The 25268-nt window shown below is 70.5% G+C and carries 24 protein-coding genes and 1 pseudogene; 12 read left to right on the forward strand and 13 right to left on the reverse strand.

Annotation, left to right across the window (positions count from 1 at the left end; all coding sequences use genetic code 11):
* The first annotated feature begins 208 nt into the window (after positions 1 to 208).
* Positions 209 to 1093, forward strand: a complete 885-nt coding sequence (locus tag BLT21_RS13805) for an aminodeoxychorismate lyase (RefSeq protein WP_091503093.1) — start codon at positions 209 to 211, stop codon at positions 1091 to 1093.
* A gap of 340 nt (positions 1094 to 1433) precedes the next feature.
* On the opposite strand, the gene BLT21_RS13810 is transcribed toward BLT21_RS13805, so the two are convergent.
* From BLT21_RS13810 to pstS, 5 genes are all read right to left on the reverse strand, one after another.
* Positions 1434 to 2267, reverse strand: coding sequence for a DUF559 domain-containing protein (locus BLT21_RS13810; RefSeq protein WP_091503095.1), 834 nt, complete (start codon positions 2265 to 2267; stop codon positions 1434 to 1436).
* A gap of 424 nt (positions 2268 to 2691) precedes the next feature.
* Positions 2692 to 3471 (reverse strand): phosphate ABC transporter ATP-binding protein PstB, encoded by a 780-nt coding sequence (gene pstB, locus BLT21_RS13815; protein ID WP_091503097.1) that lies wholly within the window; start codon positions 3469 to 3471, stop codon positions 2692 to 2694.
* A 19-nt stretch (positions 3472 to 3490) separates the two neighbouring features.
* Positions 3491 to 4588, reverse strand: coding sequence for a phosphate ABC transporter permease PstA (pstA, locus tag BLT21_RS13820; protein WP_091503100.1), 1098 nt, complete (start codon positions 4586 to 4588; stop codon positions 3491 to 3493).
* Position 4589: 1 nt separating this feature from the next.
* Complete coding sequence (gene pstC, locus BLT21_RS13825) at positions 4590 to 5543, reverse strand: phosphate ABC transporter permease subunit PstC (protein WP_091503102.1); 954 nt, start codon at positions 5541 to 5543, stop codon at positions 4590 to 4592.
* 80 nt (positions 5544 to 5623) lie between these two features.
* Positions 5624 to 6733, reverse strand: coding sequence for a phosphate ABC transporter substrate-binding protein PstS (gene pstS / locus BLT21_RS13830; protein WP_091503104.1), 1110 nt, complete (start codon positions 6731 to 6733; stop codon positions 5624 to 5626).
* 182 nt (positions 6734 to 6915) lie between these two features.
* On the opposite strand from pstS, the gene BLT21_RS13835 reads away from it, so the two are divergent.
* Entirely contained in the window at positions 6916 to 7554 is a 639-nt protein-coding gene (locus BLT21_RS13835; RefSeq protein WP_091503107.1) for a Rho termination factor N-terminal domain-containing protein, read from the forward strand.
* 3 nt (positions 7555 to 7557) lie between these two features.
* Here the strand turns inward: BLT21_RS13835 and BLT21_RS13840 are convergent, their stop codons facing one another.
* The 3 genes from BLT21_RS13840 to BLT21_RS13850 are packed head-to-tail and all read right to left on the reverse strand — an operon-like array spanning position 7558 to position 11410.
* Positions 7558 to 8496: an NUDIX hydrolase gene (locus BLT21_RS13840; protein ID WP_091503109.1), complete on the reverse strand. Its 939-nt coding sequence runs from the start codon at positions 8494 to 8496 to the stop codon at positions 7558 to 7560.
* Positions 8493 to 10661 (reverse strand): RNA degradosome polyphosphate kinase, encoded by a 2169-nt coding sequence (locus BLT21_RS13845; protein WP_091503111.1) that lies wholly within the window; start codon positions 10659 to 10661, stop codon positions 8493 to 8495. The genes BLT21_RS13840 and BLT21_RS13845 overlap by 4 nt, the downstream gene beginning before the upstream one ends.
* A gap of 50 nt (positions 10662 to 10711) precedes the next feature.
* On the reverse strand, positions 10712 to 11410 hold the full coding sequence (locus tag BLT21_RS13850) for a winged helix-turn-helix domain-containing protein (RefSeq protein ID WP_091503113.1): 699 nt from the start codon (positions 11408 to 11410) through the stop codon (positions 10712 to 10714).
* 108 nt (positions 11411 to 11518) lie between these two features.
* Here BLT21_RS13850 and BLT21_RS13855 point away from each other — a divergent pair, with 108 nt between their 5' ends.
* From BLT21_RS13855 to BLT21_RS13870, 4 genes are all read left to right on the forward strand, one after another.
* A complete protein-coding gene (locus BLT21_RS13855) occupies positions 11519 to 11809 on the forward strand; it encodes a hypothetical protein (protein ID WP_091503115.1) in 291 nt (96 codons plus the stop codon).
* 146 nt (positions 11810 to 11955) lie between these two features.
* Positions 11956 to 12561, forward strand: coding sequence for a nitrobindin family protein (locus BLT21_RS13860; RefSeq protein WP_091503117.1), 606 nt, complete (start codon positions 11956 to 11958; stop codon positions 12559 to 12561).
* Positions 12558 to 13649, forward strand: coding sequence for a CAF17-like 4Fe-4S cluster assembly/insertion protein YgfZ (locus tag BLT21_RS13865; RefSeq protein ID WP_371113447.1), 1092 nt, complete (start codon positions 12558 to 12560; stop codon positions 13647 to 13649). The genes BLT21_RS13860 and BLT21_RS13865 overlap by 4 nt, the downstream gene beginning before the upstream one ends.
* 1 nt (position 13650) lies before the next feature.
* Positions 13651 to 14769, forward strand: coding sequence for an FUSC family protein (locus BLT21_RS13870; RefSeq protein WP_256336081.1), 1119 nt, complete (start codon positions 13651 to 13653; stop codon positions 14767 to 14769).
* Positions 14770 to 14808: 39 nt separating this feature from the next.
* On the opposite strand, the gene BLT21_RS13875 is transcribed toward BLT21_RS13870, so the two are convergent.
* Positions 14809 to 16458: an amidohydrolase gene (locus tag BLT21_RS13875; protein WP_091503122.1), complete on the reverse strand. Its 1650-nt coding sequence runs from the start codon at positions 16456 to 16458 to the stop codon at positions 14809 to 14811.
* A 242-nt stretch (positions 16459 to 16700) separates the two neighbouring features.
* A pseudogene (locus BLT21_RS13880) lies at positions 16701 to 17915 on the reverse strand (MFS transporter); the annotation flags it as partial.
* Between BLT21_RS13880 and BLT21_RS13885 the strand changes: the two are divergent.
* Together BLT21_RS13885 and BLT21_RS13890 are read left to right on the forward strand one after the other, a co-directional pair.
* Positions 17891 to 18820: a LysR family transcriptional regulator gene (locus BLT21_RS13885; RefSeq protein ID WP_091503126.1), complete on the forward strand. Its 930-nt coding sequence runs from the start codon at positions 17891 to 17893 to the stop codon at positions 18818 to 18820. The pseudogene BLT21_RS13880 and the gene BLT21_RS13885 overlap by 25 nt on opposite strands.
* 76 nt (positions 18821 to 18896) lie before the next feature.
* Positions 18897 to 19571: a HEAT repeat domain-containing protein gene (locus tag BLT21_RS13890; protein WP_091503128.1), complete on the forward strand. Its 675-nt coding sequence runs from the start codon at positions 18897 to 18899 to the stop codon at positions 19569 to 19571.
* 42 nt (positions 19572 to 19613) lie between these two features.
* On the opposite strand, the gene BLT21_RS13895 is transcribed toward BLT21_RS13890, so the two are convergent.
* Positions 19614 to 20432, reverse strand: coding sequence for a class I SAM-dependent methyltransferase (locus tag BLT21_RS13895; protein WP_091503507.1), 819 nt, complete (start codon positions 20430 to 20432; stop codon positions 19614 to 19616).
* 40 nt (positions 20433 to 20472) lie between these two features.
* On the opposite strand from BLT21_RS13895, the gene BLT21_RS13900 reads away from it, so the two are divergent.
* Positions 20473 to 21222, forward strand: a complete 750-nt coding sequence (locus BLT21_RS13900; RefSeq protein WP_091503130.1) for a phosphoglyceromutase — start codon at positions 20473 to 20475, stop codon at positions 21220 to 21222.
* Positions 21223 to 21285: 63 nt separating this feature from the next.
* Here the strand turns inward: BLT21_RS13900 and phoU are convergent, their stop codons facing one another.
* The gene (gene phoU / locus BLT21_RS13905; RefSeq protein ID WP_091503132.1) at positions 21286 to 21972 is read right to left on the reverse strand and encodes a phosphate signaling complex protein PhoU; all 687 of its coding nucleotides are present in this window, start codon (positions 21970 to 21972) and stop codon (positions 21286 to 21288) included.
* Positions 21973 to 22143: 171 nt separating this feature from the next.
* Between phoU and BLT21_RS13910 the strand changes: the two genes are divergently transcribed.
* Both BLT21_RS13910 and BLT21_RS13915 read left to right on the forward strand, forming a co-directional pair.
* Positions 22144 to 23352: a sensor histidine kinase gene (locus BLT21_RS13910; RefSeq protein WP_091503134.1), complete on the forward strand. Its 1209-nt coding sequence runs from the start codon at positions 22144 to 22146 to the stop codon at positions 23350 to 23352.
* Positions 23349 to 24032 (forward strand): response regulator transcription factor, encoded by a 684-nt coding sequence (locus BLT21_RS13915; RefSeq protein ID WP_091503136.1) that lies wholly within the window; start codon positions 23349 to 23351, stop codon positions 24030 to 24032. The genes BLT21_RS13910 and BLT21_RS13915 overlap by 4 nt, the downstream gene beginning before the upstream one ends.
* 81 nt (positions 24033 to 24113) lie before the next feature.
* Here BLT21_RS13915 and BLT21_RS13920 read toward each other — a convergent pair whose 3' ends face one another.
* Entirely contained in the window at positions 24114 to 24611 is a 498-nt protein-coding gene (locus tag BLT21_RS13920) for a DNA modification methylase (RefSeq protein WP_091503139.1), read from the reverse strand.
* Positions 24612 to 24765: 154 nt separating this feature from the next.
* Here BLT21_RS13920 and BLT21_RS13925 point away from each other — a divergent pair, with 154 nt between their 5' ends.
* Positions 24766 to 25248, forward strand: coding sequence for a CarD family transcriptional regulator (locus BLT21_RS13925; protein WP_076690104.1), 483 nt, complete (start codon positions 24766 to 24768; stop codon positions 25246 to 25248).
* Positions 25249 to 25268: the final 20 nt, after the last annotated feature.

Here is a 25268-nt window from a genome sequence, read left to right on the forward strand (position 1 = left end):
ACCCGTGGGCATTCCCGGGGTTGACGATCGGGACCTCTGGCGGGTAGCGGATGAGGTCGATCGGGCCGGGCTTGGTGGCTGGGCGCCTGCCGGCTGGTGCCGCGATGCAAGGGTTCTGGGGCGACATGCCGGGCGGCCGGCATCCCTCGCGGGGTGTCGCACCGGATGTCGTGCATCCCGGCACTCGGGCGCGTCGTAGGCTCGGCGCATGGCATTGCGATTCGCGCTGATGATCGACCCGCTCGCGGCGGATGAGACCCCGTCCGACCTCGCGTCGACCTTCACGTCGGTCGACCCGGCCGCGCCGGCGCTCACCGTCGGTGAGCTCAGCACGCAACGGGGCGACGGCATCTTCGAGTCGATCGGCGTCGTCGACGGTCACTCGCAGGAGGTCGAGGCGCACCTCGAGCGCCTCGCTCACTCCGCCGAGCTCTGCGACCTGCCCGCGCCGAACATCGCGCAGTGGCGGGCGGCGGTCGCGATCGCGGCTGCCGAGAGCGGCCCGGGCGAGGGAGTGGTCAAGCTCATCCTCAGCCGGGGTATCGAGCACGGCCCGACGCCCACCGCCTGGGCGACCGCTGCGGCGGCCGCGGACTTCACGGCGCCCCGCACCGACGGCATCCGCGTCGTGACCCTCGACCGGGGGTACGCGATCGACGCACCGGCACGCGCGCCCTGGCTGCTGCTCGGCGCCAAGACGCTGTCGTACGCGGTGAACATGGCGGCGCTCCGCGAGGCGCACCGGCGCGGCAGCGACGACGCGATCTTCCTCAGCTCCGACGGATTCGTGCTCGAGGCGCCCACCGCATCGCTGATCCTGCGGCGAGGCGACACCTTCGTCACGCCCGCCCCGAACGGCGGGATCCTGCACGGCACGACCCAGCTCAGCCTCTTCGAGCACCTCGCGCAGCGCGGATTCGAGACCGTCTACGAGACGATTCCGCTCGATGACCTGCGCCGAGCGGATGCCGCCTGGCTCGTGTCCAGCGTCCGGCTCGCAGCCCCCATCGTCGAGCTCGACGGCGCCGCCCTCGCCGTCGATGCCGAGTTCACCGCATCCCTCAACGACTACCTGCTCTCGCCGCGCGACTGACCCGGCCCGGCTCCTCGGGCGGGGCCGCGTCTGCCGCGTTGCAAGGGATTATGCGCGACGCGCCGTGCGGGGGTTGAGGCTGCCGGGGTGTCTTCCGTACTCCCTTGCATCGCGGCCCATTGCCCGTGGCTCGTGGGCCGTGGGCCGTGGGTCGTGGGTCGGGGCTGTGGGTCGTGGGCTGTGGCCTGTGGCCGGTGACCGGGCCCACCGACCTGCGCGAGCGGATGCCGCGATACAAGGGAACGAGCGCGGCGCGCCGGTGAAGCCCAAGGCTGACCGGGGTGTCGGAAGCGATCCCTTGCATCCGCGCATCCGCGCGTCGGCGCACCGGCGCACCGGCTCAGGCGGAGGCCGCGGCGCCGGGGCCCGCAGAGGCGAAGGCGCCGAGGATGGCGGTCTCGACGAGGTCCCAGTCGTGGATGACGAGTGCGTAGTCGAAGCGCAGAGTCGTGTACCCCCACGAGGCCGCGTTCGCGTCGCGCACGAGATCCTTGTGTCTCATCGTCGCGCCGTCGTGATTTGCGCGACCGTCGAGCTCGACGATCAGTCGATCGCCGATCAGCGCATCGACGACGCCGACGCCGAACACGGCGACCTGGGTGCGCACGCGCAGCCCGAACCGCCGCAGCCGCCACCGCAGCAGCGACTCGAGGCCGCTGTCGGCGTCCGTACGAGCGAGATGCAGCGCCTCGCGTCCGCGTGCGTTCGTGTTCCTGCGCAGCCAGCGGAGCTCGTCCGAGCTGAGACGGCCCTGTCGCAGCGCGGACTCGACGGCCACGAAGAACTGCTCGGGGCCGCGGCATCCGAGGATCTGCCGCAGTACCTGCGGTAGCGGAAGCGGGCCGGATGCCGTGCGTCGCCGATCGCGGTCCCAGTGCTCGACGCATCCGCATGCGCTTTCGTGGTGGGCTCGCTGCCCGGTCTTGAGCCAGACGTGCGGCTCATCCTCGTCGTCGAGCGTCCACAGACCGTGGTGACGCGCCGCCGTCACGCATGCCATCGACCCTCCGTGGGCGGCGACCGCCCGCGCGGCTCGGCACGCGTCGGGCGACGCGTACATGCCGATCCGGATGCGCTCGAGCCGTCCTGTGTCGAGCGCTGCGGTGATGTCGCGATGTGTCAGCCCGTCGGCTCGCAGCTGGCGGGTGGTGAAGATCGATCGGGTGGCACACATCCGACCAGCGTGAAATCGGCTCGGCGACTCACCCGCGGGTGGTGCCCCTTCTGTGCATCACGACGCCGCGGTGAGCATGGGGGAGGACCCGAGTGGTGGCCGGTCCGCGGACCCGGATGCACGGCTTCGGACGCGACACCCCGGCCGGACGTCATCCATGCCGGGGTGTCGGTCTGAATCCCTTGCATCGCGGCCCCGCGCGGGCAGCCGAGGGCGCTGGCCCCGGCGAGGCACCGCGGGCCCGGGGGTCGTGATGCAGGCCGACCCGAGGCCGCGATGCAAGGCGGATGCGGCGACGCGCCGGGCGAGGAGTCCTCGCACCGGCGCGTCGCGCACGATCCCTTGCATCCCGGACCGGGCTCAGCGGCTCACAAGCCCCAGCCCAAGCCCAACCACAAGCCCCACCGCACCCCGGCCCCGCACGTCACCCGAAGCGGCCGGAGACGTAGTCCTCGGTGGCCTGGACGGACGGGGTGGTGAAGATCGAGGTGGTGTCGTCGTACTCGATGAGCTTGCCGGGCTTGCCGGTGCCGGCGATGTTGAAGAAGGCGGTCTTGTCGCTGACGCGCGAGGCCTGCTGCATGTTGTGCGTGACGATGACGACGGTGTAGTCGCTCTTGAGCTCCTGGATCAGCTCCTCGATCGCGAACGTCGAGATCGGGTCGAGGGCCGAGCAGGGCTCGTCCATCAGCAGGACGTCGGGCGACACCGCGATGGCGCGAGCGATGCACAGACGCTGCTGCTGGCCACCCGAAAGGCCCGAGCCGGGCTTGTCGAGGCGGTCCTTGACCTCGTTCCAGAGGTTGGCGCCGCGCAACGACTTCTCGACGAGGGCGTCGGAGTCCGACTTCGAGATGCGGCGGTTGTTGAGCTTGACGCCGGCCAGCACGTTCTCGCGGATCGACATCGTGGGGAACGGGTTCGGCCGCTGGAACACCATGCCGACCTGGCGACGCACGAGCACCGGGTCGACGCCGGGGCCGTACAGGTCGTCGCCGTCGAGCAGCACGCTGCCCTCGACGCGGGCGCCGGGGATCACCTCGTGCATGCGGTTCAGGGTGCGCAGGAACGTCGACTTGCCGCAGCCCGACGGGCCGATGAAGGCGGTGACGCTACGGGGCTCGATGTCGAGGGAGACACCCTCGACGGCGAGGAAGTCGCCGTAGTAGACGTTGAGGTCGTTGACTTCGATGCTCTTTGACACGGAGGTTCTTTCTTTCGGGTCAGCGGCCGGTCTTGGGTGCGAAGAATCGGGCGATGAGGCGCGCCACGAGGTTCAGCAGCATGACGATGACGATGAGGGTCAGAGCCGACGCCCACGCGCGACCGACGAAGGCCTCGGCGGGAATGCCCTGGTTCATGTACTGGGTGTAGGTGAAGACCGGCAGGGTCTGCATACGACCGTTGAAGAGGTCGTAGTTCATGGATGCCGTGAAGCCTGCCGTGATGAGCAGCGGAGCGGTCTCGCCGATGACGCGCGAGATCGACAGCATCACGCCGGTCGTGATGCCCGCGATCGCGGTGGGCAGCACGACCTTCGCGATCGTGAGCCACTTGGGCACGCCGAGCGCGTACGAGGCCTCGCGCAGCTCGTTCGGGACGAGGCGCAGCATCTCCTCGGTCGAACGGACGACGACGGGGATCATGAGCACCGCGAGCGCGACCGAGCCCATGATGCCGAGGCGGACGCCGGGTCCGAGGAAGAGCGCGAACAGGGCGTAGGCGAACAGGCCGGCCACGATCGAGGGGATGCCGGTCATGACGTCGACGAGGAAGGTGATGCCCTGGGCGAGGCGCTTCCCCTGGCCGTACTCGATCAGATAGATCGCCGTGAAGATGCCGATCGGGATGGAGATGACCGCCGCCGCGAGCGTGATCAGCACCGTGCCCATGATGGCGTGGAGCGCGCCGCCGCCCTCACCGACGACGTTGCGCATCGACGAGCTGAAGAACTCGCCGCTCCAGCTCGGGGCGCCGAGGGTGATGACCGTGAAGGCGACCGAGACGAGCGGCACCATCGCGATGATGAAGGCCACGGTGACGACACCCGTCACGAGGCGGTCGGTGGCCTTGCGGCGCCCCTCGACCGCGGCCGAGACGGCGGTGACCAGCACGAGGTAGGCGACGGCCGAGAGGATAAGCCATCCCGGCACGTTCAGGCCCTCGCCGGCTGCCGCGGCGATGACGCCGAAGAAGATGCCGACCACCACGAGCGAGGCGCCGAGGATGGCCCACGGTGCCCACTTGGGCAGATGACCGGTGGTGAGGCTGGTCGAGGCCTGGCGCGTCGGCGTGGCCGGGGGAGTGATCGTCGTGGTCATGTCAGTTCGCCCCCGAGAATTCCTTGCGGCGACTCACGATGTAGCGAGCGACCGCGTTCACCGCGAAGGTGACGATGAAGAGGATGAGACCGGTGGCGATGAGCACGTTGACGTTCGTGCCGTACGCCTCGGGGAAGGTGAGCGCGATGTTCGCCGCGATCGTCGACGGGTTGCCCGACGTGAAGAGCGCGAAGGTCACGCCGCCCGACACCGACAGCACCATCGCGACGGCCATGGTCTCGCCGAGCGCGCGTCCGAGGCCGAGCATGGCCGCCGAGACGATGCCACTGCGGGCGAAGGGGAACACGGCCATGCGGATCATCTCCCAGCGGGTCGACCCGAGGGCCAGCGCGGCCTCCTCGTGCAGGGTCGGCGTCTGCAGGAAGATCTCGCGGCAGATGGCGGTGATGATCGGGGTGACCATGACGGCCAGCACCACGGATGCGGTGAAGATCGTGCGGCCGGTGCTCGAGACGGGGCCGGCGAACAGCGGGAACCAGCCGGCGTTCTCGACGAACCAGCTGTAGATCGGCTGCACGGCGGGGGCGAGAACGCCGATGCCCCACAGACCGAAGACGACGGAGGGGACGGCGGCGAGCAGGTCCACGACGTAGCCGAGGGCCTGCGCGAGTCGGCGGGGCGCGTAGTGCGAGATGAAGAGGGCGACGCCGAGTGAGAGCGGAACAGCCATGAGCAGCGCCAGAGCGGCGGCCCATACGGTGCCGAACACGAGGGGTCCGACGTACGACCAAAAGTTGTCGGGCAGGATCGAGGCGTCTTCGTTGGTGGCGACGAAGGCGGGAAGCGACTGGATGATCAGGAAGATCGCGACCGCGGCGAGGGTCACGAGGATCATCGAGCCGGCGAAGAGCGCGGTGCCGGAGAACCAGCGGTCACCCGCTCGGGTCTTGGCCGTCGGGGTCCCGGTTCGGGTGACCTCGGGTGTTGTGGTCATGGCTTCGATTCTGTGCGACGGGCGGGAACCGCGCGAGGTGCCCGGCCCGGCGAAACGCCGGACCGGGCACCCGGAGCGTCTTACTTGATGGCCTCGATGGCCTCGGTGACCTGCGTGCGCAGGGTCTCCGAGATGGGCGCGGAGCCGGCGGCGGAGGCCGCGGCGTCCTGGCCCTCGGCGCTCGCCGCGTAGGTGAAGAAGCCCTTCACCAGGTCGGCGGTCGCGGCGTCCTTGTACTCGGCGCAGCCGATCAGGTAGCTGACGAGGACGATGGGGTAGACGCCGGCCTCGGTGCTGGTGCGGTCGAGCGCGATCGCGATGTCGGTCGCGGCGCGGCCGTCCTCCTCGGGCGACGCGTCGACGATCGCCGCGGCGGCCTCGGGGGAGTACTCCACGAACTCGTCGCCGACCTGGATGGCGACGGTGCCGAGGTTGCCGGCGCGCGAGGCGTCGGCGTAGCCGATCGTTCCCTGGCCGCCCTCGACGGCGGAGATGACGCCCGAGGTGCCCTGAGCGGCCTCGCCGCCGAGCGCCGGCCACTCCTCGACCGAGCCGGCCGTCCAGACGTCGGCCGCGGTCTTGGCGAGGTAGTCGGTGAAGTTGCCGGTCGTGCCCGACTTGTCGGAGCGGTGCACGGGCGTGATCGCGGTCGAGGGCAGGTCGACGCCCTCGTTGAGCGCCGTGATGGCCGGGTCGTTCCACGTCGTGATCTGGCCGGCGAAGATCTTCGCCAGCGTGTCGGCGTCGAGGTTCAGCGAGTCGACGCCGTCGAGGTTGAAGACGACCGCGATCGGCGAGATGTAGGTGGGCAGCTCGACGAGGTCGGAGCCGTCGGCGCATGCCTCGAAGCCGCCGGCCGAGATCTCGTCGGTCTTGAACGCCCGGTCCGAGCCGGCGAACTGCACGGCGCCGGCCTGGAACGACTCGCGGCCGGTGCCCGATCCGGACGGGTCATAGTCGATGGTGAGGCCGGGGTTGGCGGTCTGCAGACCCTGCGTCCAGGCCTGGACGGCGACCTCCTGCGACGAGGCGCCGCCGCCGACGAGGTTTCCCTCGAGTGCGGGGGCGGAGGAGTCGCTCGAGCCGGCGCCGGCGTCGGGAGCGGCACCTTCGTTAGCGGCGCAGCCGGCGAGGGCAAGAGAGGCCACGGCGGCCACGGCGCCCAGCTGGGCGAATCGGGAGAGCTTCACTGTGTGAATCCTTCGCATGTTGATGACGAGAACCCGGTGCAGGTTCGTCCCGAACGGTAGACACCGTCCCTTACGAGAGTGCGCTGTGGGGGTGAACAGAAGGTGAACGACCTCGAGCTGCCGCGTCATACCGGGCTTCTCGGGCGGCGCGTCGTTCACGTATTGCCGCTACGGTGTGCGGCATGGCGAAGACATCGAAGCAGGAGCGGGCAGCCCGCGAGGCCGTCGACGGCGTCGCGCACGCGGCGAAGAAGGCGCGGAAGACCGCCAAGAAACTGCCGAAGAAGATCGCCCGTCCGCTCGGTGACGCGATCGACGAGGCGCGCGAGGCCGCCGCGGTGTCGGACAAGCGGATGCGGTCTTCGCCCAAGAAGGTGGCCAAACGTGCGCGCGCCGCGGCGGAACGGCTCGAGAAGGCCGTCGAGACGGCGGTGCGTCGGGCTGCCGAGAAGGCGCGTCTGCGCGCGGAGGCGGAGCAGGCTGAGACCGCGGCCCGGGACGCCGAGGCGGAGGCCGCGGCGAAGAAGACGGAGTCGAAGGAACGTCGCCGACGCGCGGCCCAGGCCGAGAAGGCCGCGGCACGGGCGGAGCTGGCCTCGCGCGAGGCCGACGACGAGCTCGCGGCGGCGCTCGGCGAGCCCGGGGCCGATGACCCCGCGGCGCAGGAGCCCCGCCGTGGGGCATCCGCTGTCGAGGAGTCCGCAGGCGCGCCCGCGCTCGCGTCGATGACGGTGGTGCAGCTGCGCGCTCGGGCGCGGGCCGCCGGCCTCACGGGGTACTCACGACTGACGAAGGCGCAGCTGGTACGACGGCTGTCGTGACGGTCAGATCTTGGGCAGGTGCGTCTCGATAGAGACGATGCCCGCACCCGGGTTCTCGCGTGGCAGATGCACGACCGAGAACGCCCCCGTCTCGAGGGCCGACGCGCTGCCCAGATACGACCCGCGAAGCGTGCCGGTGGCGAGGGCCATCTCGTTGAGGAGGTCGGGCAGCACCGGTCCGTGGGTGGACAGCACCACGGGCTTGCGGGCGCGGACGCGCTCGCCGACGACCGCGCGCACATCCGCCTTCCCGTGCTCCCACGCCTCCTGCGACAGCGAGCGCGACCTCTCGATCCGCTTGCTCAGCGCGCCCGCCAGGGGAGCGACCGTGCGCAGACACCGCTTGGCGTCGGACGAGACGATCCGGCGCGCGCCGAACGCGATGAGCGGCCCGACGATCGCGTGGGCCTGTTTCTTGCCGCGCGCCGACAGCGGGCGCGCCGCATCCTCGCCGTCCCAGTCCTCGCGGGCGACGGCCTTCGCGTGGCGCAGGGCGATGAGGGGGAAGGTGTCGATCGCGCGCTCGTCGACGAGGCGGACGAACTCGTCGAGGATCTCGACGTCGACGGGGTAGCTCAAAGCCTTGCGGGCCTTCTTCAGCCCCATCCACTCGAGCGCCGCGATCTCCTTGTTAGGCACGAAGGTCGACATCTTGATCGCGAGATCGGTCGCCTCGGCGGCCCAGTAATGGACGATCTTCTGCTTCTTGCTCGGCAGGTGGTACTTCGAGACGCCGACGGGCGGGCCGAGCCGCACCGTGATGCCGGTCTCCTCGCGGATCTCGCGCACCGCCGTCTCGGCGAGCATCTCGCCGGGGTCGACCTTGCCCTTGGGGAGCGTCAGGTCGCGGTACTTGGTGCGGTGGATGATGAGCACCTTCACCTTGTCGTCGACCCACCGCCACACCACACCGCCGGCCGCGTACACCGCGGTGTCGGTCATCGCACCGCCCGTGCCCGGCGTCGACGCTGCACCTGAGCCATCGTGCGCTCCTGCAGGTCGACCAGCGGCTTGCCGTCGTCGTCGAACGCGTGACGCGTCCAGACCCCGCCTTCGCCGAGATGCCACGAGCTCGTCGAGTCGCTCATCGCGAGGTCGAAGAGCGTCGTCAGCTCCTTCACGTGCTCGGGCGCGACGACGCGGACCAGCGCTTCGACGCGCCGGTCGAGGTTGCGGTGCATCATGTCGGCGCTGCCGATGAAGGCGGTGGTGTCGCCGGCGTTGTGGAACGTGAAGATGCGCGAGTGCTCGAGATAGCGGCCGAGGATCGAGCGCACCGTGATGTTGTCGGTGACGCCGGGCAGGTCGGTGCGGAGCGAGCAGATGCCGCGCACCCACACGTCGACGCGCACCCCCGCCTGGCTCGCCCGGTACAGCGCGTCGATGATCTGCTCGTCGACCATCGAGTTGACCTTGATGCGGATGTGCGCCGGCTTGCCGTCGAGAGCGTTGCGGCGCTCGGTGTCGATGTGGCGCAGGAGTCCCTTGCGCAGATGCAGCGGGGCCACGAGCAGGCGCTTGAACTTCTTCTCGATCGCGTACCCGCTCAGCTCGTTGAACAGGCGGGTCAGGTCGCGGCCGACCTGCTCGTCGCTCGTGAAGAGGCCGAAGTCCTCGTAGAGCCGGCTCGTCTTGGGGTTGTAGTTTCCCGTGCCGATGTGGCTGTAGCTACGCAGGGCGCCGTCTTCCTCGCGGATGACGTGGAGCAGCTTGCAGTGGGTCTTGAGCCCCACCAGGCCGTACACGACGTGGACGCCCGCCTTCTCGAGCTTGCGGGCCCACACGATGTTGGCGGCCTCGTCGAACCGGGCCTTGACCTCGACGAGCGCGAGCACCTGCTTGCCGCGCTCGGCGGCATCGATCAGCGCCTGCACGATGGGGCTGTCGCCCGACGTGCGATAGAGCGTCTGCTTGATCGCCAGCACATGCGGGTCGCGTGCCGCCTGCTCGAGGAACGCGACGACGCTCGTCGTAAACGACTCATACGGGTGGTGCACCAGGACGTCGCCGGCGCGGATGGCGCCGAAGAAGTCGGTGCGCCCGTTCTGCTCGGCAGGCTGGAAGGCCGTCGCCGTCGTCGGCACGTGCGCTTTGTAGCGCAGCTCGGGGCGGTCGATGCGGGCGAGGTCGAAGAGTCCGCGCAGGTCGAGCAGCCCCGGCAGCCGGTAGACCTCCTGATCGGTGATGTCGAGTTCGCCGAGGAGGAGATCGAGCGTGACGTCGTCCATGTCCTCGGTGACCTCGAGGCGGATCGGCGGTCCGAAGCGGCGGCGCAGCAGCTCGGCCTCGAGGGCCTGGATGAGGTTCTCGGTCTCGTCCTCCTCGATCACCACGTCCTCGTTGCGCGTGAGCCGGAAGGTGTGGTGCTCGAGGATCTCCATGCCGGGGAACAGGTCTCCGAGGTTGTTCGCGATGAGGTGCTCGAGCGGCAGGTAGCGCTTGACGGAGCTTCCCGTGTCGAGCTCGACGAATCGGGGGAGCATCGGCGGCACTTTGAGGCGCGCGAACTCCTGGCGGCCCGTCTTGGCGTTGCGGATGCGGATCGCGAGGTTCAGCGACAGACCCGAGATATAGGGGAACGGGTGCGCCGGGTCGACCGCGAGCGGCATGAGCACGGGGAAGACCTGAGCCTGGAAGTAGTCGTACAGGCGGCTGCGCTCGGACTCGTCGAGGTCGTCCCAGCCGACGATCTCGATCCCGGCCTCGACGAGCGCGGGCTGGACCTCGCCGCCCCAGACGCGCGAGTGCCGCAGCTGCAGCGCATGAGCCTCGGCCGAGATGTCGGCGAGGACCTCTTGCGGAGCGCGACCGACGTTGGTCGGCACCGCGAGGCCGGTGATGATGCGTCGTTTCAGGCCGGCGACGCGGACCATGAAGAACTCGTCGAGGTTGCTCGCGAAGATCGCGAGGAAGTTGGCCCGCTCGAGCACGGGCATCGTCGGGTCTTCGGCGAGCTCGAGCACGCGCTGGTTGAAGGCGAGCCAGCTGATCTCACGATCGGTGTAGCGGTGGTCGGGCAGCTGAGCGTCGACGTCTTCGACCGCGGGATCGAAGTCGTCGTCGTCTGCGTCGCCCAGACCGGAGTCCAGGGCCTCGGTGTCGATCATCCCCTCATCATGGCAGTCCTGCGTGTCTTGCCGGTGAACGGGACGGAGAGTCAGCTCTGGCCGGTCTCGCGACCGGCGGGAACCGGATCGTCCTCGTACACGTTGAACCGGTAGCCGACGTTGCGGACCGTGCCGATCAACTGCTCGAGATCGCCGAGTTTCGCGCGCAGGCGTCGCACGTGGACATCGACCGTGCGGGTGCCGCCGAAGTAGTCGTAGCCCCACACCTCGCTCAGCAGCTGCTCGCGGGTGAAGACGCGCGACGGGTGGGTGGCGAAGAAGTGCAGCAGCTGGAACTCCTTGTAGGTGAGGTCCAGCGGACGTCCGTGCACCTTCGCCGAGTACGACGACTCGTCGATCGTGATGCCGGAGGTCTGGATGCGGCTCGACACCGCCTCTTTGCTCACCCGCCCGATCGCGAGACGGATGCGGGCATCGATCTCGGCGGGACCGGCGGTCGCGAGGATGACGTCATCCACGCCCCAGTCGGTCGAGACCGCCGTCAGGCCGCCCTCGGTGACGATGAGCACGAGGGGAGCATCGATACCGGTGCTGCCGAGGATCTTGCAGAGCGACTTCGCGCCGACCAGGTCATGGCGCGCGTCGACGAAGACGACTTCGGCGCTGGGCGCGTTCACCAGCTGCGCGGGCTCGGCGGGGATCTGGCGCACCCGATGGCTGAGCAGCTCGAGCGCAGGCAGCGCGAGACCACCGCCATGCGTGGAACTCAAGACGAGAAGCTGTGCCAACGGGTAATCCTCCGGGAGCGGCCGGGACGTGACCTCATCTTAGGCGTTCGCTCGGGTCGCACCGCGCGCATCGTCGCGGGCGACAGCGGGGTGGGCCACAATGGAACGGTGACCACGCCCGATCTCGCACCGCCGCGCACCGTCGCCGGAGTCGTCGCCGTCTGGATCATCGCGGCCGTCGCCGCCGTCCTCGTCGGAGTCCTCGCGCCCGTCGAGACGCGGGCGGTCTGGATGCCCGTAGCGCTCGGGGGCTGCCTCATCGTGGCCTTCGGCGTGCAGCTCGCCCTCGGCCGATCGCGCGGTTTCATCGAGCGCGTGGCCGCGAGCGTTCTCGGTGCACTCCTCGTCATGGGCTTCATCGGCATCGGTTTCGGGCTCTCCGCGCTCGTCGCGGCGTGAGCGCGCCCGCGGGCGTAGAGTAGGGAACATGGATCTCCTCGCGCTCGAAATCTTCTTCGTGGGCCTGCTCGGACTGGCATCGCTCGCGATCGTCTTCGTCTCGGGCGTCGTCGTGAAGAACCTCTATCGCGGCCAGCGCTGACACCGTGCTCGAGCTGCCGACCGATCTCCCGGCGGATCTCGTCCCGCTGTCCTGGCTGCTCGGTGTCTGGGAAGGCACCGGCGTCATCGACTACGAGACGGCCGACGGGCATCTGACCGGAGAGTTCGCCCACCAGGTCAGCTTCAGCCACGACGGCGGCGACTACCTCAACTACTCGGCCGGCGCCTGGCTGCTCGACGACGGCGGCGAACGTGTGCGTCCGCTCGTCGCCGAGACCGGCTACTGGCGCGTCTCCCGGCCCGCGGGCGTCGAAGACGTCGGGCCGGGTCTGCTTCCGGCACCCGCACCCGCCCGGGAACGCACCGTCGATGACGTCGAGGCGCTCCGGAACGCCGAGGGCGGCTTCGACCTCGAGGTCGCGCTCGTGCACTCCGACGGGGTGAGCGAGCTGTACCTCGGTCAGGTGCGCGGGCCGCGCATCGACCTCGCGACGGATGCGGTCGTGCGGGGGTCGGGCGCGAAGGACTACACCGCCGCGACCCGCATGTACGGCCTGGTCGACGGACACCTGCTCTGGGCCTGGGACATCGCCGCGCTCGGCGGCGAGCTCGCCTCGCACGCATCAGCACGCCTGGCCAAGGCCGAATGATGGCGGGCGACGGCGCGGCCTTCGCCGGTCTCGATGGTGCGGTTTGCGACGAGCAGGGTCTCATCCACGTCGGCAACCCGATGCGCGAGCAGCAGTTACTCGACAGCGGCGCGGCCCTCGCGCCCCTCGGCGACCGCGCCGTCATCACCGTGACGGGACCCGACCGGCTGAGCTGGCTCGACTCGTTGACGTCGCAGGCGCTCACCCGGCTCCTTCCCGGCGAGAGCACCGAGCTGCTCGTTCTCGACCCCCACGGGCACGTCGAGCATGCGGCATCCGTCGTCGACGACGGCGAGACGACGTGGCTGATCACCGACGCCGACCGGCGCGAGGCGCTCACCTCGTGGCTGACCCGGATGCGGTTCCGGCTGCGTGTCGAGGTCGCCGACCGGTCGGACGACACCGCGGTGCTGGGCGGCACGGCCGAGGCGGTGTCGCGGCTTGACGCCGCGGCGGTCTGGCGCGACCCGTGGCCCGAGGTCTCGACGGGCGGCTGGGGCTACGCCCTCGGCGAGGGGCACCCGGCTTCGGGCCGCGACTGGGCCGAGGCCGTCGTCGCCCGTGACCTGCTCGATCGTCTCGCCACCGATGCGGTCTCGGGCGAGCTCCGGATCGTCGGTCGCTGGGCCGCCGAAGCCCTGCGCGTCGCCGCATGGCGCCCTCGCGCGAGCGCCGAGGCCGACGGCATGACGCTCCCGCACGAGGTCGACTGGCTGCGCACGGCCGTGCACCTGTCGAAGGGGTGCTACCGCGGCCAGGAGACGGTGGCCAAGGTGCACAACCTCGGTCACCCGCCGCGCCGACTCGTCGCGCTGCAGCTCGACGGCAGCGACGCGGTCCTGCCCGACCCGGGTGCCATCGTGCGCCGCGACGGCGACGAGGTCGGTCGCATCACCTCGGTCGCACGGCACTTCGAGCAGGGGCCGATCGCGCTGGCGATCGTCAAGCGGACGGTCCCCGTCGACGCCGAGCTCGCTGTCGACGCGGACGGCGCGGTCGTCTCCGCCGTGCAGGAGGTCGTCGTCCCGCCCGACGCCGGTCGCACAGCCGCGCCGCCGCGGCTGCCCCGGCTGAGCCGCCGCACCTGACGTGGCGCCCGAGCGTGCCGACGAGCCGCCCGCCGTCACCGCGCCCATCGCGACCGGCTGGCGCGCTCGCGTGCGCCCGCGGCGGGGGCTGAACCGCGCGCGCGAATCGGCGCCCGCCATCCTGCAGATCGTGGTCGCGGCATCCGTCGCCTACGCCTTCGCGCACATCGTGCTGGGGCACGCATCACCGCTGCTGGCCGCGACGGTCACGATCTCGAGTCTGGGCCTCGTCCGCGACGCGCGTCCCCGACGTGTGCTCGAGACGGTGATCGGGATGCTGGTCGGTGTGCTCGTGTCCGAGCTGATCGTGCTCGTCGTCGGTTCGGGAACGTGGCAGCTCGCCCTCGCGCTGACCGCGACGATGCTCATCGCCCGGGCGCTGTCGCCCCAGCCGAGTTTCGCGATCTCCGCGGCCATCCAGTCGGTTATCGTGATCGCCATTCCTGGCAGCATGCCCTTCGTGCGACTCATCGACGGCTCGGTGGGCGCCATCGCCGCCTTGCTCGCCACCGCGCTGCTGCCCCGGCGCCCGCTCCGCGAGGTGTCGCGAGCGGGGCGTGCGCTGTTCGCGGGCTTCGAGAACGCGGCGGCGACCGTCATCCAGGCCATGCGTCGCGGCGACCGGATGCGGGCCGACCGCGGCCTCGAGAAGGCCCGGTCGCTGCAGCCGCTCGTCGACGACTGGACCACGTCGCTCGAGTCGGGGCTCGCCGTCGCCCGCATCTCGCCCTTCCTCCGTCGTCAGCGGGAGGAGCTGCAGCGCCAGGAGCGGATGCGCGCCGCCCTCGACCTCGCGACGCGCAACCTCCGCGTGATCGCGCGCCGCGTCGTCTACGCCCTCGACGACCGTCAGCCCCGCCCGATCGCAGCCGACCTGCTCGCGCAGATCGCGCGCGCCGCCGCCCTGCTCGGGCAGTCGATCGACGACATCGAGCTCGAGCCGATCGCACTCGAATCACTTCGGGCGGTGGCGGCGCGCCTCGACCCGACGGCGCTCGTGCCGGGATCGTCGCTGGGCGACCAGAACATCATCACCGCGCTGCGCCCGCTGGTCGTCGACCTGCTGACCGCCGCGGGCATGGCGCCGGCCGAGGCTCGCGCGACCATGCCCCGCATCTGACCGCAGCGGCCCGCGCGAGGCGGTGCCGCTCGTCGCGTCTCAGGAGACGACGGCGCCCCGGTCGTGCACGAGCTCGCCGCCGACGATCGTCGCGCCCACCTCGACGGACGAGATGCGCGTCGGGTCGACCGTCAGCAGGTCGTCGCTGAGCACGGCCAGATCGGCCAGCATCCCGCGGCGGATGGTGCCCTTGACATGTTCTTCGCGCGCGGCGTACGCCGAACCGTACGTATAGGCACGCAGAGCCTGTTCGGGGGACACGGCCTCGGCGGGCGCCAGCGGCACGCCGGCCGCGGTCCGACGGTTGACCATGTCGTGGATGCTCGCGATCGGGTCGGGATGCACGATGGGTGCGTCGGTCGACCCGGGCAGCACGACGCCGCGGTCGAGCCACGTCCGCATCCGGTAGACCATGTCGGCGCGCTCGGGGCCGACGGCCGCGAGCAGGCCGTCGCCGGTCTCGGAGACGAACCGGCCCTGCGGGCTCGGGATGAGGCCGAGCGAAACGACACGGTCGATCTGGTCGGGACGCGACACACCGCAGTGCTCGATGCGGTGGCGCGGGTCGTGGCGGGGGAACTCCCGCTGCGCGGCGTCGACGGCATCCATCAGCGCGTCGAGCGCCCGGTCGCCGATCGCATGGGTCGCGATCTGCCAGCCGTTGCGGTGCGCGTCGCGGATCATCTCGCGCAGCTGGGGCTCCTCCCACACCAGGAAGCCCCGGTTGCCCGGGTCGTCGCTGAAGTCGCAGCACATCGCCGCGGTGCGTCCGATGAGCGATCCGTCGCTCAGCACCTTCGTGCCCGAGATCCGCAGCCGGTCGTCGCCGAGCCCCGTGCGGGCTCCCAGGTCGAGACCCCACCCGGTCTCTCTGCCCCCGATCGCGCCGAGGTCGTGCATGACGCGGATGTAGGGCATCGCGTTGATGCGCAGACGGACGTCGCCGGCCTCGATGCCCTCCTGGTAGGCGCGCAGCTCGACGGGGCTCTGCCCGATCTGTCCGGGGGCGCCGATGCCCGGCTCGGTCACGGTCGTGATGCCGTATCCGAGCAGGTCGGCCGATGCCAGCCGGGAGCCCTCGCGGTGCGTGTCGAGCGCGACCGGCAGGAACCCGCCCGTGACGAGCTCCTGAGCCCGCTCCTGCAGCAGGCCGTCGGGATGGCCGTCGGCGTCGCGAGAGACGTGGCCGCCGTCGACGTGGTGCGGCAGCGCGGCGGGGTCGAGGCCCATCGCGCGGAAGGCGGCGCTGTTGGCGACCCCCATGTGCCCCGAGGTGTGCTCGAGGTAGACGGGGTTGTCGGGCGCGATGCGATCGAGATCGGCCAGGTGCGGGTGGCGGCCGAGCTTGTTCTGGTCGTGTCCGCGCCCGAGCACCCACGCGCCGGGCGCGGCATCCGCGACGGCCGTCGAGATCGCGGCGTACACGGCGTCGAGGTCGGGTCGCGCCGTGTGCGAGAGGTCGAGCCGCAGCAGCTTCTGCCCGTGGAGGCTGAAGTGCAGGTGGGCATCGTGGAACCCGGGCACGGCGGGCGCGCCGCCGAGATCGAGCACGCGGTCGGCCGTGGCGCCGTCGATCTCCTCGTCGACCCCGACGATCCGTCCCGCGAACACCCCGACGCGCGAGACCATCGGGCGGTCGGCGTCGCCGGTGCGGATGCGGCCGTTCTCGATGATCGCGTCGAGCCTCATGCGGTCACCTCGGCGCGCTCACGACGCTCGGCGGCCGCGGAGAAGCCGCTGCGCACCGTCACACCCACGACGCCGATCAGGGTGATGCTGATGAGGATGACGTAGAAGACCGCGATGCCGACCCAGCTGCCCCCGCCGATGTTCAGCGCGAGCTGCGCGAGCAGGGGAGTGGTGCCGCCGATCAGCGTGGCGCAGAGCTGGTAGGCCGCCGAGATGCCGGTGTAGCGGATGCGCACCGGGAACGCCTGGGCGAGGAAACCGGCCAGCACGGCGTAGTAGCCCGAGGTCGGGATCATGACCGCCGCGAGCACCAGGAAGATGCCGAGCGGCTCGCCTGCCGAGATGATGAGGAACGCCGGGAAGGCGATGGCGATCGCCACGACGAGGCTGACCACCATGAACCGGGCCGTTCCGACGCGCTCCGCGATGCGCGCTGCGATCGGCTGCCAGGCGAACTGCACGAACACCGTGCCGAGCAGGATCATGAGCATCGTCTGACGGTCGACGCCCAGCTGGGTCGTCGTGTACGACAGCATGAACGTCGAGGTGAAGTAGGCGCCGCCGATGCCGAGACCACAGGCGAGCACGCCGACCAGCAGGGTGCCCCAGTGGTGGCGCAGCAGTTCGCCGATCGGGATGCGGGGGACGTCGGCATCCGACGCGGCCGCCTCGAACTCCGGAGACTCCTCGACCTTCAGTCGGATGAGGAGCCCGACGGCGACCAGCGCGGCCGAGGCGAGGAAGGGCACGCGCCAGCCCCACGACAGGAAGGCCTCCTGGTCGAGGAGCCCGACGAGCAGGAACGCGACGGTGGCGAGGATGCTGCCGACGGGCGAGCCCTGCTGCACCCACATCGCGGAGCGGACTCCGCGGCCCTTCTGCGCGCTCTCCGACGCCATCAGGACGGCGCCGCCCCACTCGCCGCCGACGGCGAATCCCTGCGCGGCCCGCAGCGCGATGAGCAGGATGGGGGCGGCCACGCCCCACGTGTCGGCGCCGGGCAGCAGCCCGATGAGGAAGGTGGCGACGCCCATGATCACGAGGGTGACGACGAGGGTGTTCTTACGGCCGAGGCGGTCGCCGATGTGGCCGAAGAACAGACCGCCCAACGGCCGGGCGAGGAACCCGGCCCAGAACGTCGCGAACGAGGCCAGCAGCCCGATCGCGGGGTCGGCTCCCGGGAAGAACACGGTCGGCAGCACGAGGGCCGCCGCCGTTCCGAACAGGTAGAAGTCGTACCACTCGATCGAGGTGCCCACGAACGAGCCGAAGGCAGCCCGGCGGGCTTTGCGCTCATCGTGGAGCGCGGGGGCGGGAACGGTCATGGGGTCGGGTCCTCTCATCGCGACGCGGGAGCGCCGTTCCGCCATGCTGGCGAGAGACGAACCATGTTGTCGAATGATATTCGGGCATTGAGGTATGTTCTGGGTGCATGGCCGACCTGTTCGCCTTCGCATCCTTCGCCGCCGTCATCGAGGAGGGTTCGATCTCTGCGGGCGCGCGACGCCGCAGTATCACGCAGCCGGCGATGACACGGCAGATCCAACGGCTCGAGGACGAGCTCGGCGTCCGACTGCTGATCCGCGGCAACGGGCCGGTACGTCCGACGCCGGCCGGCGCGAGATTTTACGACCGCGTAACCGACCTGCTGGCACTCGCCGAGAACGTGGTGGGACGCACGAAGCAGGAGAGCGGCCAGACGCGCGCGATCCTGCATGTCATCGCCCCTTCGGCGACGATCACCTCGGCGATCGCCCCGTACCTCGTCGCCCGGGGCGCAGAGGCGCCCGTGCTCGACTGCGACGATGCCGACCCCTTCCGCGTCTTCGACCTGGCGGCGACCCGCGGGGCCGACCTCGGGATCTCGACGACGACCCCGCGTCCGGGCTGGCGGGCGCGGCGGCTCTCGCCCGCGCGCGTGTGGGCGCACGTGCCCCGCGAGCACGAGCTCGCTCGTCGGGCCGAAGTCGCCGTCGCCGAGCTGCTGCAGCATCCGCTCGTGCTGCTCACGCCCAACAGTGCGGCCCGACGTGCCCTCGATCACGAGGTCGGGAGGGCGGGGCTCGACTACGACGACCCCATCACGGTCAGGCAGCCCGCGATCGCCCGCGCCCTGGTGGCGGCCGGTCGCGGAATAGCCGTGCTCACCGACGACCCGGCGCCGGGAACCGTGACGGTGCCCATCCTCGGCGCCGACGGATGCCTCGAGGCGCAGCTCTACGCGGGGTGGGATGCCGACGGGCCGCGGGCGGCGCTCATCGAGACAGTGGTCGACGACCTCGCGGTCTTCCTCGCCGAGCGCGGTCGCGGGCGGGCTCGGCAGGCAGCCCGTCGCAGCCGCCGCGCGGCGTCGGAGGCCTGAGACCGCGTTGTGAGAACGACGCGATCGGGCCGCGGCGTCCCGCGAGCGTGTTCGATAGGGGAGGAGGAGTGACACCATGACCAGCGAGAACACCCCCACCGCAGCCGACCTGCTGCGCCGAGCCCTCGGTTCGTCGGACGGGTCCGAGCGCGTCCGCAGCGCGATGGCCGCCGGCACCTACCCGCGTCCCGAGTATGTGCCCGTGCTCGTCGAGCAATGCGCCCACGAGCCCGACTTCACCGTCCGCGAGACCCTGACCTGGGCCCTGACCCGGCAGGACCGCGACACGACCCTCGACCGGGTGCTCCCCGAGCTGATGTCGACGTCCCCCCGTGCGCGCAGCCAGGCGCTGCACACCCTCTCGAAGATCGGTGACGCCCGGGCGTGGCCGGCGATCACAGCCGACCTCCTGCACGACGACGACCCCGATGTCGCGCGCACGGCCTGGCGGACGGCGGCCGGTCTGGCCCCGGATGCCGAGCGTGGCGCGCTCGCCGCCGAGCTGGCGGACCACTTCGGATCGGGTGCCGATGACGTGCGGCAGAGCCTCAGCCGGGCCTTCGTGATGCTCGGCGAGGCCGGCCGCGACGCGATCGAGACCGCCGCGGCATCCACCGACTGGGAGGTGCGGCTGCATGCCCTCGCGACCGATCATCTCGTCTCCCACCCCGAGGACGGGTTCGAGGCCGCCGTGGCCATCGCCCGCCGCGCCGCGGCGCGCCGTGACGCGGCGGACTGGCACGACGCCTGACCGCCGCTCGGCGCGGTTCGGCTGCTCGGCGGGGAGCTCGGGTCAGGCCGGGGCGACGGCGCTCCAGGGCACGGTGAACTCGCCGAGGCGCCAGCGCGAGCGGTCGCCGAGTTCGGCGCCGCGGGTGCTCATCGCCTGCAGCGCGGAACGCCAGCGCTGGACGGGACCGAAAGCGGATGCGGGGGCGGCTCGGCGCCACTCGTCGTCGAGCATCGTCAGCAGGTCGTGCACGCGCTCGCCGGCGACATTGCGATGAATGAGTGCCTTCGGCAGGCGCTCGGCCGCGATCGCCGGGGAGTCGAGCCCGGCGAGGCGGAGCGAGACGGTCAGCGACCGGGGTGCAGCATCCGGCCCGACCTCGATCCACGTGCTCACGCGACCGATCTCGTCGCACGTCCCCTCGACGAGCATGCCGTCGGGTGCGAGGCGCGACGTCATGCGCGACCACGCGTCGGCGACATCCGTCTCGTCGTATTGGCGCAGCACGTTGAAGGCCCGGATCACCGCGGGACGTCTACCGCCCGGCACCGGCACCTCGAAGCCCCCGCGCGCGAACGAGACGCGTGCGGCGCGCGAGAATGCCGTGCGCCCGGCCCGCACCTCGTCGAGCTGTGCCCGGGCGCGCGAGACGCGGTCGGGATCGATCTCGAGACCCAGTACCTCGACGTCGTCGCGCGCCGCGCGCAGGCGTGCCTCGAGCTCGAGAGCCGTCACGCCGCTCGCGCCGTAGCCGAGGTCGACGACCAGCGGGTCGGCGCACCGACGCAGCACGGGATGACGCGCGATCCAGCGATCGACGCGGCGCAGGCGATTCGTGTTGGTGGTGCCACGGGTGGCCTGCCCGATATGTGCCGGGGCCATGACCCCATGATCGCAGGCCTCGGCTCGGTAGACTCGGAGCATGAGTGCGCCGTACACCCTGATCCTCCTCCGCCACGGGCAGAGCGAGTGGAACAAGTCCAACCAGTTCACCGGCTGGGTCGACGTCCGACTGACCGACCAGGGCAAGGCCGAGGCCCACCGCGGCGGCGAACTGCTCGCCGAGGCGGGGCTGCTGCCCGACGTGCTGTACACGTCCGTGCTCAGCCGGGCCATCCAGACCGCGCAGATCGCCCTCGACGCGGCCGATCGCCTCTGGATCCCCGTGAAGCGCTCGTGGCGCCTGAACGAGCGCCACTACGGCGCTCTGCAGGGCAAGGACAAGGCGCAGACCCTCGAGGAGTTCGGCAACGAGCAGTTCATGCTCTGGCGTCGCTCGTTCGACGTTCCGCCGCCGCCCCTCGCGGACGACGACGAGTACAGCCAGGTCGACGACCCCCGCTACGTCGGCATCGACGGCGAGGTGCCCCGCACCGAGTCGCTCGCACTCGTCATCGACCGTCTGCTGCCGTACTGGGAGTCCGAGATCGCCGGCGACCTGCGCTCGGGCAAGACCGTGCTCGTCACCGCGCACGGCAACTCGCTGCGCGCACTGGTCAAGCAGCTCGAGGGCATCAGCGACGACGACATCGCCGAGCTGAACATCCCGACCGGCATCCCGCTGGTGTACCAGCTCGACGAAGACCTGCAGCCCCTCGGCCCCGGCCAGTACCTCGACCCCGAGGCGGCTGCCGCGGGCGCCGCGGCCGTGGCGAACCAGGGCAAGAAGTAAGTCGAACACACACGAAGGGGCGGTGCCGATCGGCACCGCCCCTTCGTCGTCTGCGGGATGCGGTCAGAGACCGCTCTCGCCGACGATCACGCCGATCGTCTCGGTGTCGGGGCGCCACTCGCCCGTCGCGAGGTAGGCCACGCGCTTGCCGACGGTCACCGCGTGGTCGGCGAAGCGCTCGTGGTAGCGGCTCGCGAGCGTCGCGTCGACCGTCGCGGCCGCCTCACCCTGCCAGTTCTCGCTCAGCACCTTCTCGAAGACGCTGAGGTGGAGGTCGTCGAGCCGGTCGTCGAGACCGCGGAGGGTCTCGACGAGCGAGAGGTCCTCGGTGCGGAGGAGCTCGGTCAGGGTACGCGCGACCTCGACGTCGATCTCGCCCATCTTGGTGAAGGTGTTCTTGAGTCCCTTGGGGATCGCACGCTCGGGGAACCGCATGCGCGTCAGCTGCGCGACGTGCTCGGCGATGTCACCCATCCGCTCGAGCGACGCACTCATGCGCAGCGCGGCCACGACGATGCGCAGGTCACGCGCGACCGGCTGCTGGCGGGCGAGGATCTCGATGGCCTGCTCGTCGATCGCGACCGCCTTCTCGTCGATGATCGCGTCGGCGTCGATGACCTCTTCGGCCAGGGTGATGTCGCTGGTGCTGAACGCACGCGTGGCCTTCTCGATCGCGACGGTCACCAGCTCGGAGATCTCGACCAGTCGCGCCTGGACGTCCTCGAGGGACTGGTGGAAGACTTCGCGCATCGGAGCACCTTTCCTTCTTGCGGAGACAGCACGACGCCGTACTCACGGCGACGCGATTGTCGCTCCCCAAGGTTAACGAACGGTGCCGGGCCGATGAACATCCGTCCGTGGGCTCACGGGTTCGTCGCGAGAGCGACGGCGGGGGCCGAGGCGGCGTCCTACTCTGGAGGAATGAATCCGACGCAGCTCGCGCTGGTCGCCCTCGTCGCGGGCGTGTTCGTCGGCCTTCTCATCAGCGCCGTGGCCTTCCTCGCCTGGCGCGCCCGCGTCAAGGCGCAGGAGCAGGCCGACGGTGAACTCCCCGCCGGTGCCCGCGAGGTGCTCCGCGCCTTCGACGAGGCGGCGTTGATCGTCGATGCCTCGTTCACCGTCATCGCGACCTCGCCCACCGCCGAACTGTTCGGCCTGCGCGAGGGCGAGACGGTGCCGGGCGAGGAGTTGCGCACCCTGCTGCGTTCCTCCCGCGGCGTTTCGCACTCCGAGACGGGCACGTTGCGGCTGCGGCGCGGTGTGGCGCCGGCCGAGCCGAGGCTCGTCGTCGCGCGGGCGAGCAGCATCACGCCGCGTTTCACCCTCGTGCTGGTCCGCGACATCACCGAGCGCGAACGGCTCGCCGCGATGCGGCGCGACTTCGTGGCCAACACGAGCCACGAGCTCAAGACGCCCGTCGGCGCGGTGACCCTGCTGGCCGAGGCGATCGAGTCGGCGGCCGACGATCCCCAGCAGGTCCGCTCCTTCGCCAGTCGGCTGAGCGCGGAGGCGCTCCGGCTCGGCAACCTGACCTCGCGCATCATGAGCCTGTCGCGCCTGCAGTCCTCCGACGAACTGACCGAGCTGCGCGACGTCGCCGTCGACGAGGTCGTCACGTCGGCCATCGAGACCAACGCCATCACCGCGGAGTCGGCCGGCGTTGCGCTCATCCGCGGCGGCGACCGCGGACTGTACGTGCGCGGCGACGTGCAGGTGCTGAGTGAAGCGATCGGCAATCTCATCGCCAACGCGATCGTCTATTCCCCGCCGGCGAGCCAGGTCGGCGTCGGGGTGCGCGCTTCGGACGACACCGTGGAGATCGCCGTGACCGATCGCGGCATCGGCATCCCGGAAGACGAGCAGCAGCGGGTGTTCGAACGCTTCTACCGTGCCGACGCGGCGCGCTCGCGACGCACCGGCGGCACGGGACTGGGTCTGTCGATCGTCAAGCATGCGGTGCAGCGACACGGTGGCGAGGTGCAGCTCTGGTCGCGCCAGGGCCACGGGTCGACGTTCACCGTGCGCCTGCCCGCCATCCCGACACCCGACGGCGCTCCGGTCGCGCCCAAGAAGACCACCAAGAGAATCGTCCGTGCGCTTCCCGCCCGGGCCAAGGGAGAACCATCATGACCCGTGTCCTGCTCGTCGAGGACGAACCAGACCTCGCCGACCCGCTGGCGTACCTCCTGCGACGCGAGGGCTTCGAGGTCGAGATCGCCGAGGACGGCCCCGCCGCACTCGAGGCGTTCGACGCGCGCGGCGGAGACGTCGTGCTGCTCGACCTCATGCTGCCCGGCATGCCGGGAACCGAGGTGTGCCGCATCATCCGCACCACCTCGAAGGTGCCGATCATCATGCTGACCGCGAAGGACTCCGAGGTCGACATCGTTGTCGGCCTGGAGCTCGGCGCCGACGACTACGTCACGAAGCCCTACTCGTCGCGCGAGCTCCTCGCCCGGATGCGTGCGGTGCTGCGTCGTGCGGCCACGGCGGATGTCGAGGTCGACGAGCGGGTGCTGGCCGGCGGCCGCGTCACGATCGATCTCGACCGCCATACGGTCGCGGTCGACGGCGGCGAGATCAACATGCCGCTGAAGGAGTTCGAGCTGCTCGAGGTGCTGATGCGCAATGCCGGCCGGGTCATGACCCGCGGCCAGCTCATCGATCGTGTCTGGGGGAGCGACTACTTCGGCGACACGAAGACGCTCGACGTGCACATCAAGCGCATCCGGTCGCGCATCGAAGTCGATCCGGGTCAGCCGTCGATGCTCCTGACCGTGCGGGGGCTCGGCTACCGGTTCGAGGCCTGATCCGACGGTTGATACGACGAGAGGGGCCTGGCAGACATCGCCAGGCCCCTCTCGTCATGTCGCGACGAACGCGATGGAGTGTCAGGGGGTGGGCGTCGCCGTCGGGGTCGGCGTCTCGCGGGGGACGAACTCGGTGTAGTACGGCAGCAGTCCGTCGAGCACGGGGACCTCGGTGCGCACGCCCTCGCCGTCGCCGGACTGGAACGACATGGCGATCGTGGCACCCGGGGCGGTGTCGAGGTTCTCGAGCCGGATGGGCTCCTCGCCGTCGACGCCGAGGCTCAAGCGCTGACGCGCATCGACGCGGAGCGTGGCGGTCTCGCCGCCGAAGCCGAACACGAGCGTCTGCGGCTCGTCGGTGTCGTTGACGATCGCGGCGATGAAGTTGCCCGTGGTGCCCGACTCGTCGGCGATGACCATCGCGTTGCGGACATCGAGCGGCCCCGAGTGCGGGATGTTCACGCCGTCGGAGGCGGAGTACTGGATGGTCGTCGCCTGCGGCGCGATCATGCTGCAGCCCGTGGCTCCCAGGGTCAGGGCGGCGCCCACGGCAATCGAGGCGACGATTCGCAGTTTCACGGATCCTCCAGGCTGGCAGACGGCGTCTTCAGCAGTCTAGAGGGTGACGCGGCTCCCGCAGACACGGGGGAGGAGGCGTCCGCGCACAGGAGGCGGCAAACCTTACTGTATGCCCCCTGTGTTATCCTGGATGTTGCCGAAGGGATATAACTCCATGCTTTTTGAGGTTGGCGAAACCGTCGTCTACCCCCACCACGGGGCAGCCACGATCATCGAGGTCAAGGACCGGATCATCAAGGGCGAGACGAAGAAATACCTGAAGCTCAACGTCACGCAGGGAGACCTCATCATCGAGGTCCCGGCTGACAACGTCGATCTGGTCGGCGTCCGCGACGTCATCGGCAAGGACGGACTCGAGCGCGTGTTCGATGTCCTGCGCGCTCCCTTCACCGAGGAGCCGACCAACTGGTCGCGCCGGTACAAGGCCAACCTCGAGAAGCTCGCCTCGGGCGACGTCATCAAGGTCAGCGAGGTCGTCCGCGACCTCTGGCGCCGTGACCAGGACCGCGGCCTGTCCGCGGGTGAGAAGCGCATGCTGGCAAAGGCGCGCCAGATCCTCGTCTCCGAGATCGCCCTGGCCCTCAAGGCCGACGAAGAGCACGCTTCGGGCGTGCTCGACGAGGTCCTCGCCTCCTGAAACCGGCCCGGCATCGCTGC

This window comes from Microbacterium sp. cf332 (assembly GCF_900102175.1).
In the GTDB taxonomy this organism is placed as follows: domain Bacteria; phylum Actinomycetota; class Actinomycetes; order Actinomycetales; family Microbacteriaceae; genus Microbacterium.

Coding starts and splice junctions, on each gene's coding strand:
- BLT21_RS13805 (WP_091503093.1), top strand. CDS start 209: ATGGCATTGCGATTCGCGCTGATGATCGACCCGCTCGCGGCGGATGAG.
- BLT21_RS13810 (WP_091503095.1), bottom strand. CDS start 2,267: ATGTGTGCCACCCGATCGATCTTCACCACCCGCCAGCTGCGAGCCGAC.
- pstA (WP_091503100.1), bottom strand. CDS start 4,588: ATGACCACGACGATCACTCCCCCGGCCACGCCGACGCGCCAGGCCTCG.
- pstC (WP_091503102.1), bottom strand. CDS start 5,543: ATGACCACAACACCCGAGGTCACCCGAACCGGGACCCCGACGGCCAAG.
- BLT21_RS13835 (WP_091503107.1), top strand. CDS start 6,916: ATGGCGAAGACATCGAAGCAGGAGCGGGCAGCCCGCGAGGCCGTCGAC.
- BLT21_RS13840 (WP_091503109.1), bottom strand. CDS start 8,496: ATGACCGACACCGCGGTGTACGCGGCCGGCGGTGTGGTGTGGCGGTGG.
- BLT21_RS13845 (WP_091503111.1), bottom strand. CDS start 10,661: ATGATCGACACCGAGGCCCTGGACTCCGGTCTGGGCGACGCAGACGAC.
- BLT21_RS13865 (WP_371113447.1), top strand. CDS start 12,558: ATGATGGCGGGCGACGGCGCGGCCTTCGCCGGTCTCGATGGTGCGGTT.
- BLT21_RS13875 (WP_091503122.1), bottom strand. CDS start 16,458: ATGAGGCTCGACGCGATCATCGAGAACGGCCGCATCCGCACCGGCGAC.
- BLT21_RS13885 (WP_091503126.1), top strand. CDS start 17,891: ATGGCCGACCTGTTCGCCTTCGCATCCTTCGCCGCCGTCATCGAGGAG.
- BLT21_RS13890 (WP_091503128.1), top strand. CDS start 18,897: ATGACCAGCGAGAACACCCCCACCGCAGCCGACCTGCTGCGCCGAGCC.
- BLT21_RS13895 (WP_091503507.1), bottom strand. CDS start 20,432: ATGGCCCCGGCACATATCGGGCAGGCCACCCGTGGCACCACCAACACG.
- BLT21_RS13900 (WP_091503130.1), top strand. CDS start 20,473: ATGAGTGCGCCGTACACCCTGATCCTCCTCCGCCACGGGCAGAGCGAG.
- phoU (WP_091503132.1), bottom strand. CDS start 21,972: ATGCGCGAAGTCTTCCACCAGTCCCTCGAGGACGTCCAGGCGCGACTG.
- BLT21_RS13910 (WP_091503134.1), top strand. CDS start 22,144: ATGAATCCGACGCAGCTCGCGCTGGTCGCCCTCGTCGCGGGCGTGTTC.
- BLT21_RS13915 (WP_091503136.1), top strand. CDS start 23,349: ATGACCCGTGTCCTGCTCGTCGAGGACGAACCAGACCTCGCCGACCCG.
- BLT21_RS13925 (WP_076690104.1), top strand. CDS start 24,766: ATGCTTTTTGAGGTTGGCGAAACCGTCGTCTACCCCCACCACGGGGCA.